Source organism: Nocardiopsis endophytica (assembly GCF_027706725.1).
GTDB classification, from domain to species: Bacteria; Actinomycetota; Actinomycetes; order Streptosporangiales; family Streptosporangiaceae; genus Nocardiopsis_A; species Nocardiopsis_A endophytica.
In genome coordinates this window covers 1-7,469 of the sequence record NZ_JAQFWQ010000185.1, presented here as the reverse complement: position 1 = coordinate 7,469, position 7,469 = coordinate 1, and the positions used below count along the sequence as shown (strand labels likewise).

General features: G+C 76.4%; 7 protein-coding genes. 2 read left to right on the top strand and 5 right to left on the bottom strand.

Annotated elements, in window-relative coordinates:
- The first annotated feature begins 665 nt into the window (after nucleotides 1–665).
- Nucleotides 666–1,859, top strand: coding sequence for a hypothetical protein (locus O4J56_RS31540; RefSeq protein ID WP_270690872.1), 1,194 nt, complete (start codon nucleotides 666–668; stop codon nucleotides 1,857–1,859).
- Between the two features lie 62 nt (nucleotides 1,860–1,921).
- On the opposite strand, the gene O4J56_RS31535 is transcribed toward O4J56_RS31540, so the two are convergent.
- From O4J56_RS31535 to O4J56_RS31515, 5 genes are all read right to left on the bottom strand, one after another.
- Nucleotides 1,922–3,298, bottom strand: a complete 1,377-nt coding sequence (locus O4J56_RS31535; protein ID WP_270690871.1) for a serine/threonine-protein kinase — start codon at nucleotides 3,296–3,298, stop codon at nucleotides 1,922–1,924.
- Between the two features lie 32 nt (nucleotides 3,299–3,330).
- On the bottom strand, nucleotides 3,331–4,422 hold the full coding sequence (locus O4J56_RS31530; protein ID WP_270690870.1) for an SIS domain-containing protein: 1,092 nt from the start codon (nucleotides 4,420–4,422) through the stop codon (nucleotides 3,331–3,333).
- A gap of 4 nt (nucleotides 4,423–4,426) precedes the next feature.
- Nucleotides 4,427–4,603, bottom strand: a complete 177-nt coding sequence (locus O4J56_RS31525; RefSeq protein ID WP_270690869.1) for a Trm112 family protein — start codon at nucleotides 4,601–4,603, stop codon at nucleotides 4,427–4,429.
- 76 nt (nucleotides 4,604–4,679) lie between these two features.
- Complete coding sequence (locus O4J56_RS31520; protein ID WP_270690868.1) at nucleotides 4,680–6,041, bottom strand: phosphomannomutase/phosphoglucomutase; 1,362 nt, start codon at nucleotides 6,039–6,041, stop codon at nucleotides 4,680–4,682.
- Nucleotides 6,042–6,185: 144 nt separating this feature from the next.
- Nucleotides 6,186–6,581, bottom strand: coding sequence for a DUF3499 domain-containing protein (locus O4J56_RS31515; protein ID WP_270690867.1), 396 nt, complete (start codon nucleotides 6,579–6,581; stop codon nucleotides 6,186–6,188).
- A 128-nt stretch (nucleotides 6,582–6,709) separates the two neighbouring features.
- Here O4J56_RS31515 and O4J56_RS31510 point away from each other — a divergent pair, with 128 nt between their 5' ends.
- Nucleotides 6,710–7,135, top strand: a complete 426-nt coding sequence (locus tag O4J56_RS31510) for a metallopeptidase family protein (RefSeq protein ID WP_270678686.1) — start codon at nucleotides 6,710–6,712, stop codon at nucleotides 7,133–7,135.
- Nucleotides 7,136–7,469: the final 334 nt, after the last annotated feature.

Here is a 7,469-nt window from a genome sequence, read left to right as displayed (position 1 = left end):
GGGGCGACACCGGGTAGTGCGTTTGTGAAGTTACACCACACCAAGGGACGTGACCGCCGACCTTCGTCGTTGCTGCCCTTGCGACCTCACACCCCGACGGTCTTCCGCCCGGCTACGGCCCGCAAGCGGGGTACCTGCTCAGCCGCCCGCCTACCCGGACCGCAAGGGGCCCGCCGGACGGCAGGCAAGACCGGGGAACCGCCCGGCTCGCTCCGTCGCCGCCCATCACGGCGACCACGCACACGCGCCGTCGCCGACAGCGCTGCCGGAGGGGCCGCCGACCTTCGTCGTTGCTGCCCTTGCGACCTTGCACTCCGGCGGCCCGCCGCCCGGCCGGAGCCCGAGAGCGGGGTACCTGCTCAGCCGCCCGCCTACCCGGACCGCGAAGGGCCCGCCGGACGGCAGGCAAGACCCGGGAACCGCCCCGCTCACTCCGTCGCCGCCAGGAACAGCGACCATCCGCACGCCCCACGGCCGACGGCGCTGCGGCGCGGGGCGCCGGCCTGTCCTCGTCGCCCTCTACGCCGCGCCCCGCCGCCCCGTTGTACGGCCCACGTCCTCTCCGCGTTGCCGACGGTGCGCGTGCCCAGCCCCTGTTCCGGTTCCTCCGTGCTAATCCGTCGATTCCGGTTTCCGGCGGGGCCGTCACGGTTACGGTTGCAACCGTGGACTCCCTTGCCGACAGGACCCTCTCGGGTGAGGATCTACCCGCGTCGCTCCGCCGATCCCTCGGGCGGCTCGACCGGTTGCACGCGCTCGGCCAGCAGCGGTGCCGTACCGGCCCCTGCGAGGGCGCGGACGGGCTCCGCCGGGCGGTCGAACGGCATGTGCGGGAACTGCGCGCGCTCGCCGGGCAGCCCGGGTCCCCGGCGCGCCGGGGCCTGGACGTCGACTCGCTGTGCGCCGTCGCCGCCGAGCCCCCGTCCGGCAGCCCGCTGACCGCCGGGCGGCTCGCCGCGCTCGCCCGGCGCATCCCCGACTTCGACCCGCCCGCCCCCGCGCCCCCGATCGGCACCGCCGCCGAAGCGGCGCAGGCCGCCGCCACCGAGACCCACCCCGTGGTGCGGGCGGCCCTGCTCTTCCAGCGCACCGCCGAAGCCCTGGGCCGACGCCTGGAGGAGACCGGCACCGCCGCCCGCCCCGCGCCGTACCTGCGCCCGCTCCCGTGGGCACTGGCCTCGCTGTCGCTGATGCGCTCCGACCACCCGCCGCTGGCCGCCGACCGCCGCATCGGCGGGCGGCTCGACGCGGCCCTGGCGCACGGCGCCCCCGACGACCGCACCGCCGCGCTGGCCGAGCTCTTCGCCGACCTCCAGACCGCCGCCCTGCGCACCCGCCTGAGCACACCCCTGCGGGGCCGCCCCGACGTGCCGCCGCCGTCGGCGCTGCTGGCGTCGGCCGTGCACCGCCGGATCCTGGTGCACCTGCGCCACCGCACCGGCCCGCTCTCCCAGGTGCTGCGCGAGCTCGACCCGGACGCATCCGCCGGGGTGGAGGCCGCCGACGTCGCCGAAGGCCCCCGCCGCGACCGGTGCGAGGCCGCCGCCGAGCGCGCGCTCTTCGTCCCCGGCCCCGGCTGCCGGTGGGCCGCCCTCGGCCTGCGGGCGGCGGGCGCCTCCGTGGAGCTGGTGGTGACCGTGCACGACGTGGGCGGCCCACCGACCGGGGCGCTCGCGGTGACGGCCTCCGCGGTGATGGACACCCCGCGGGGCCCCGAGGAGGTCCTCGACCCGGCGTGCACCGACTGCGTCACCCTCGTCCCCGGGGACACGGCCGGGGACCGGTGGCCCTGCGTGGAGGAGTTCGTCGACGAGGCGGTCTCCCGCACGGTCGACCGCCTGGCCCGCACGCTTCCCTGACACGGGATCCGGACCCGGTGCCCGGGGACGCGCGGCGCGCGGACGCGGGGGACCCGCGGGCGTCAGCCGCCCCCGAGGGCCACCAGGACCAGGATCAGGACCAGGATGATGATCGTGACCAGCACGGCCGGGATCACCCATCCCTGGGACAGCACCGGGTCCTCCTGGGACTGCGGCTGCTGGGGCAGCCCTCCGGCGAACGTGCCCGGGCCCATCGTGCTGTTCGGGCCGCCCATGGTGGTGTTGGGCCCCATCGTCTGCGGCCCCATCGGCCCGCCCGGCCCCATGTTGGGCGGGGGCGGTCCCATCGGCCCGCCGGGGCCCATGTTGGGCGGGGGCGGCGTCTGCGGGCCCATCGGCGACGGCCCCTGCTGCGCCCCCATCGGCGGCGGGGTCGGCGGCCCCTGCTGCGGGCCCTGCTGCGGCATCGGCGTCTGCGGGCCGCTGTGCGGCGGGTAGGGGGGCTGCGGGCCGGTGCCCGGACGCCCCGGGCCGGGCCCATACGGGGGCATCGGGGTCTGCGGGCCGCTGTTGGACGGCGGCGCCGCAGGCGCCGCGGTGCCGAACACCCCGGTCTCGGCGGCGCGCTCGCCCTCCCGGACGACCTCCTCCGTCGACGCGCCCTCGGCCGAGTCGTGCCCCAGCAGCCGCATCAGCAGCTCCTTGGCGGACGGCCGCCGGGACGGGTCCTTGTCCAGGCAGGCCTGCACGACGGGGAGCAGCTCCTCGGGCACCCCGTCCAGCGACGGCGGGGCGCTGACCACCCGGTGCACGACCGCGGGCACGCTGTCGGCGCCGAACGGCGCGTTGCCGGTGGAGGCGAACGCCATCACGCACCCCCACGCGAACACGTCCACCTTGTCGGTGATGCCGCGCCCCTCGATCTGCTCGGGCGCCATGTAGGACGGCGTGCCGACGATGGAGTTGGTGAGCGTGGCCTGGCCGTCGTCCACCCGCGCGATGCCGAAGTCGATCACCCGCGGCCCGTCCGGCCCCAGCAGCACGTTGCCCGGCTTGAAGTCCCGGTGCACGATCCCGGCCCGGTGGATGGCGACCAGCGCCGTCGCGGTGTTCACCGCCAGCCGCTGCAGACCGGCCCCGCGCCGCGGCCCGCTCTTGGCCACGGCCTCCTGCAGGGAGGGGCCGTCGACGAACTCGCTCACCACGAACGGCGGGTCCGAGTCCAGGCTGGCCTCGTGGATGGCCGCGGTGCAGAACGAGGCCACCTTCTGGGCCGCCCGCACCTCCTTCTCGAAGCGCGCGCGCAGCTCGTCGTTCTCGGCCCACTGGTCGTTGAGCACCTTGATGGCGACCTCTTCGCCGTCCCGGTCGCGGCCCAGGTAGACCACGCCCTGGCCGCCCTTGCCGAGGCGCCCCTCGACGCTGTAGTCGCCGATCGATGCGGGGTCGTTCGACGACAGCGATTCGGGACCGGGCATGGAGCTCCTCCAGTGGGGGTTCGGTATCGGCGTCAGCCCTGGCTCGGTTCGTCGGCCGCAGTTTCCACCTGATACGCCGCAGCCAAGTACACAGTGGCGTAATCGGTTAGAGCGATCAAACCGGCCAGACGTTCCATCCGATCCCCCGGGCCGGTCGAGATCCTGCTCACGCGCGCGCCCGCCGCGTGCGCCGCGTCCTGCAGCGCCGCCAGGTCCGCCTCGGCGTCGGGACCGCCGTCCGGGTCCTCCAGCACCACCGGGTGCAGCCGGACGCCGCCGTCCTCCACCGGGTCGTCGAAGATCGAGCGCGGCCCCTCGGCGCCCAGCGGCCCCGCCAGCGCCGCGGCGGCGGTGCCCAGCCCCTCGGGCAGGGACGCCGCCATCACCGGGTAGGCGGCCACGGCGCCGGCACGGGCGGCGAAGCACCGCGCGGCGGCCGCCGCCTCGGGGGTGGAACCGCAGGCCAGCGGCAGTGTCCCGGCCAGGTCGGCGGCCAGCGTCTTGGCCTCGTTCTCCCAGCTCTCCACGGAGGGGCCGCACGCGGCGGCGACCTCGTCCATGCGCACCGCGGCCGCCTCGACGGCCTCCCCCGGCGGGGCGGGGACCCCGGCCGCGGCGGCCAGCGCGAGCGCCGCGCCCACCGGACCCCACAGGGTGGCGGGGCCGCGCAGCGGCACGTACACCCCGCGGGACTGCTCGGCCAGCGCCGCCAGCGGCCCGTCCGGCGGGCCGGCCGCCGCGAGGGCGCAGCCCCGGCGGACCGCCTCGGCCGCGCACGCCGCCACCGGGTCGGCGGCCGGTCCGGCGCGGCCGGAAACGGCCACCACCAGGTCGGCGGCGCCCACCCAGCCGGGCAGTCCGCGGCCGCGCACCACCTGTACCGGGACCGGGCAGCCGGGGCCGAGCGCGGCGGCGGCGACGTCCGCGGCCGCCGCCTCGGCGCCCGAGCCCGCCAGCACCAGCGCGCGCGGGCGGCCCAGCTCCTCCAGCACCCCCGTGTCGGCGTCCAGGGCGGCGGCGCGCCCGGCGCGCAGGTGCGCCCCGGCCGAGGCCGCGGCGCGGGCCGCGGCGCCCCCGGCGTCGGGGCGCTCCAGCAGGGTCTCGTCGAACTCCCGGGGCGGCACGGCGTCAGCCGATCTCGCGGGCCTCGTCGACGAGCAGCACCGGGATGCCGTCGCGGATGGGGTAGGCCAGCCCGCTCTCGTCGCAGACCAGCTCACCGGCCTCGGCGTCCAGCCGCAGCGGCTTCTTGCTCTTGGGGCAGGCCAGGATCTCCAGCAGCCACTCGTCGATCTTCGCGCTCATCGCTTCTCTCGCGCTTCTCTCGGTCGGTCGTTCGTCGTCGCGGCCGGCGTGGGCGTGCCGCGGCTGGCCGGGGCCCTCAGGCCCGCACGATGGCCAGCACCTCGTCGCGGAGCCGCTCCATGCCCGCGGTGTCCGGCGCCTCCACATTGAGCCGGAGCAGCGGCTCGGTGTTGGAGGCGCGCAGGTTGAACCAGCTTCCGTCGGGGAAGCCGACGGTGAGCCCGTCCAGCCGGTCCACCTTCGCCCCGTCGCGCCCGGCGAAGGCCCGCTCCACCGCGGCGGTGCGCCCCTCCTGGTCCTCGACCTGGGAGTTGATCTCGCCGGAGGCCGCGTAGCGAGTGTATTGCTCGGTCAGGTCCGACAGCGCCCGCTCGTCGCCGCCGAGCGCCGCCAGCACGTGCATCGCCGCCAGCATCCCGGTGTCGGCCCGCCAGAAGTCGCGGAAGTAGTAGTGGGCGGAGTGCTCGCCGCCGAACACCGCGCCGGTCTGGGCCATGGTCTCCTTGATGAAGGAGTGCCCGACCCGGGTGCGCACCGGCTCGCCGCCGTGCTCGCGGACGATGTCGGGCACGGCCGCCGAGGTGATCAGGTTGTGGATGATCGGCGCCCCGGGCTCCTTGGCCAGCTCGCGCACGGCCACCATGGCGGTGATCGCCGACGGCGGCACGGGCTCGCCGCGCTCGTCGACGACGAAGCACCGGTCGGCGTCGCCGTCGAAGGCCAGCCCCGCGTCGGCGCCGGTGCGGCGCACCGCGTCCTGCAGGTCGACCAGGTTGTCCGGGTCGAGCGGGTTGGCGGGGTGGTTGGGGAAGGTGCCGTCCAGCTCGAAGTAGAGCGGCACGATCTCCAGCGGCAGCGGGTCGAGCAGCCGGTCGCCCAGGACTGCGGGGACGGTGTGCCCGCCCATCCCGTTCCCGGCGTCCACGACGACCTTCAGCGGGCGCACGCCGCTCAGGTCGACCAGCGAGCGCAGGTACTCGGCGTATTCGGCGAGCAGGTCGCGCTCGGTGACCTTGCCGGGGGTGCCGGAGGGCTCCAGGCCCTCCTCGGCGAGGCGGCGGATGTCGGCCAGCCCGGTCTCGGAGCTGATCGGGGCGGCCCCGGCCCGGCACAGCTTGATGCCGTTGTACTGGGCGGGGTTGTGGCTGGCGGTGAACATGGCCCCGGGCATGTCCAGGCGGCCGGAGGCGAAGTAGAGCATGTCGGTGGAGCCCAGGCCGGCCATGACCACGTCGGCGCCCTGGCCGGTGGCGCCCTCGGCGAAGGCGGCGGCCAGGGCCGGGGACGAGGGGCGCATGTCGTAGGCGACCACGATCGACGGGGCCCCGATCACCCGCGCGAACGCCGCTCCGATGGCGCGGGCCACCCCCTCGTCGAGGGTGTCGGGCACGATTCCGCGGACGTCGTACGCCTTGAAGATCCGACCGAGGTCACCCACTGCTGCTCCGCTCCGAGTCGTGATTGCCGCCCGGTCGCCGCGGGCGGTCGCCGGGCCCGCCGGGGGCGGGGGTTCCAACGTACCGGAAGGGGCGCGGGGCGCCCCGGGCCGTCCGTGCGGTGGTGACCGGTGCCGGGCGGGGGGTCAGCCGTCCCCGGAGGGGCGGGCGGGCGGGGTGCGGTCCGGGGTGTCGGACTTGACCACGCGCAGGTGGCCCGTGCGCTGCCCCTCGGCCCCCGACGGGGCGGAGGGCTCGGCGCGGCCCCCCGGGGGGCGGGCGGCCTCGCGCACGGCGTTGGCCAGGGCCTCCAGGTCGTCGCTGCCGGGGCCGCCGGTGCTGTCCGCGGGAAGCCGCACGACCTCCCACCCGCGCGGGGCGGTGAGGCGCTCGGCGTGCATGGCGCACAGGTCGTAACAGTGCGGCTCGACGTAGGCGGCGAGCGGGCCGAGGACGGCGGTGGAGTCGGCGTAGACATAGGTGAGCGTGAAGACTGCTGGCTGTCTGCACGCGGTTCGCGAGCAGCGTCGGACAACGCTCACGGGAGCCGACCCTAATCCCTTCCTCTCTCCGGCGCCAGTACGGGGGCCCTGGTGTGTCCGGCCCCGGCCCCCGGGGCACCGGGGCTGCGATCCGGCCCCTGATGGCATACTCTCGAATCGTGCGACGAGTGCGCCTACAGAGGGCTCAGGCCGACCGCTTCCGACGCCGGGACCGCCGGGGCCGCGGAATCCGCGGCCCGCTGGCACCGCCGGAGGTCCCCATCTCCCGCAGCCGGGCGCAGGTCTTCGACGACCTCGTGCTCGACGCCGTGGAGCGCTTGGAGCGCGTGTGGTCCCGCGAGCTCGCGAACGTGGAGTTCCTGGTCGAGGACGTCCCGCAGGTCCCCCGCGGGGTCACGGCCGAGGACGGCATCCCCTACTCCCGCCTGGAGACCGGACGCGACGGCCGTGCCCGCATCACCATCTACCGCCGCCCCGTGGAGATCCGCACGCGGGAGCAGGACGAGATGGCCCTGATGGTCCACGAGACCGTCGTCGAGGAGGTCGCCAACCTGCTCGGCCTGGAACCCGAGACCGTCGACCCGGAGGCCTGACGCCCTCCCGCGCCCGAGGAGGGCGCGTCGTCGGCCCCCGACCGGTCCAGTGGTGGCCGGGTACGGTCATCCCCGGCCCCGTTCTCCCGTCCGGCAGGTCACTTGCGGTCCGGGGGGCCGGGCGGCTGAGCAGGTACCCCGCTTCCTGGCCCCGGCCGGGCGGCAGGCCACTGGGGTGTGAGGTGCCGGGCGGCGACGACGAAGGTCAGCGACCCATCCGGCAGCGCCGTCGGCCGCCGGGCGTGCGGATGGTCGGCGTGGTTGGCGGCGACGGCACAAGCCAGGCGGTTCCCCGGCCCCACCTGCCGGGCGGCAGGCCCCTCGCGGTGCGGGT

Coding starts and splice junctions, on each gene's coding strand:
- O4J56_RS31525 (WP_270690869.1), bottom strand. CDS start 4,603: ATGAGCGCGAAGATCGACGAGTGGCTGCTGGAGATCCTGGCCTGCCCC.
- O4J56_RS31535 (WP_270690871.1), bottom strand. CDS start 3,298: ATGCCCGGTCCCGAATCGCTGTCGTCGAACGACCCCGCATCGATCGGC.